The sequence below is a fragment of the Exiguobacterium sp. KJ 601 genome, assembly GCF_027161185.1.
GTDB lineage: Bacteria > Bacillota > Bacilli > Exiguobacteriales > Exiguobacteriaceae > Exiguobacterium > Exiguobacterium profundum.
This window is the reverse complement of the sequence record NZ_JADHZG010000006.1, coordinates 44,408-45,861: the sequence shown is the minus strand read 5'-3', so window position 1 is coordinate 45,861 and position 1,454 is coordinate 44,408. Positions and strand designations below refer to the sequence as shown.

Sequence of the window (1,454 nt, the reverse complement as noted above, 5' to 3'; positions counted from 1 at the left end):
CTGAACCCCTCCTTGAGTATATCCTGCCGTGCAGTTTGAGCTGCTAAAGTATAAGCTGTCGTGCTAGGTAAACCCCTCACACGCTCAAGCGATTATACGCGGCGACGTTTTGGAGGGCGGCAACCGTTGTGCGGAACTGGAGTTACGTCACGGATTGCAGTAACTTCGAGACCAGTAGCTTGGAGCGCACGGATAGCCGCTTCACGTCCAGCACCAGGACCTTTAACGTTAACTTCTACTGTACGCATACCGTTGTCCATTGCAACTTTCGCTGCAGTTTCAGCAGCCATTTGCGCTGCGAACGGAGTCGATTTACGTGATCCTTTAAATCCAAGGTTACCAGAAGTAGCCCATGAGATCGCGTTACCTTGCGTATCAGTGATTGTGATGATTGTGTTGTTGAATGTAGAACGGATGTGTACCACACCGACTTCAACATGTTTTTTAACTTTACGTTTAGAACGTACGTTTTGCTTACGTTTCGCCATTGTTCAATTCCCTCCTTTACTTCTTCTTGTTCGCTACTGTACGGCGTGGGCCTTTACGAGTACGCGAGTTGTTCTTCGTGTTTTGACCGCGAACAGGGAGACTACGGCGATGACGGATACCGCGGTATGCGCCGATCTCGATCAAACGTTTGATGTTAAGTGAAACTTCACGACGAAGGTCACCTTCAACTTTGATTCCGTCAATTGCTTCACGGATACGGTTGAGTTCATCTTCAGTAAGGTCGCGTGTGCGTGTCTCTTCAGATACGTTAGCAGCCTTCAAAATTTCTTGTGCTTTTGTTTTACCAATACCATAGATGTATGTGAGCGAAATAACGATACGTTTTTCGCGTGGAATATCTACACCAGCAATACGTGCCATGTGTGCACCTCCTCTGAAATTAACCTTGTTTTTGTTTGTGTTTCGGGTTTTCGCAAATTACCATTACTTTACCCTTACGGCGAATAACTTTACATTTTTCGCAAATCGGTTTTACCGACGGTCTTACTTTCATGAGTATACCCTCCTCCTGGAAAAATCGGAGTTACTTATAACGGTACGTAATCCGCCCGCGAGTCAAGTCGTATGGAGACAACTCAACAGTTACGCGGTCACCTGGAAGGATCCGAATGTAGTGCATCCGAATTTTCCCTGAGACGTGCGCGAGCACCGTGTGGCCGTTTTCTAACTCCACTTTAAACATTGCGTTCGGAAGTGGTTCGACAACAGTGCCTTCCACTTCAATGACATCTTGTTTCGCCATCATTTATTCCCCTTTCTATATGAAAATCTTTAGGAGCACAGACGATCTATTGCCATCTACTGTGAGAGAAGGATCCAGAACGGATCAGTATGAAACAATAGAGCCTCATTCACCGGAATCGAGTTTCGTTAAAATCTCGTATCCATCGTCTGTGATGGCGATGGTGTGCTCAAAGTGGGCGCACATGCTACCGTCCACGGTG

Annotated in this window: 4 protein-coding genes and 1 pseudogene; all 5 read right to left on the bottom strand. The window is 46.6% G+C overall.

All coding sequences use genetic code 11. From position 1 onward, the window contains the following. Positions 1-92: 92 nt before the first annotated feature. A complete protein-coding gene (gene rpsK / locus IRJ25_RS14500) occupies positions 93-488 on the bottom strand; it encodes a 30S ribosomal protein S11 (protein ID WP_012727652.1) in 396 nt (131 codons plus the stop codon). Between the two features lie 16 nt (positions 489-504). Next, entirely contained in the window at positions 505-870 is a 366-nt protein-coding gene (gene rpsM, locus IRJ25_RS14495) for a 30S ribosomal protein S13 (protein WP_012727653.1), read from the bottom strand. 19 nt (positions 871-889) lie between these two features. Beyond that, positions 890-1,003: a 50S ribosomal protein L36 gene (rpmJ, locus tag IRJ25_RS14490; protein ID WP_003156543.1), complete on the bottom strand. Its 114-nt coding sequence runs from the start codon at positions 1,001-1,003 to the stop codon at positions 890-892. Positions 1,004-1,033: 30 nt separating this feature from the next. Beyond that, positions 1,034-1,252, bottom strand: coding sequence for a translation initiation factor IF-1 (gene infA, locus IRJ25_RS14485; RefSeq protein WP_021066622.1), 219 nt, complete (start codon positions 1,250-1,252; stop codon positions 1,034-1,036). A gap of 105 nt (positions 1,253-1,357) precedes the next feature. Beyond that, positions 1,358-1,454 (bottom strand): annotated as a pseudogene (locus IRJ25_RS14480) (type I methionyl aminopeptidase); the annotation flags it as partial.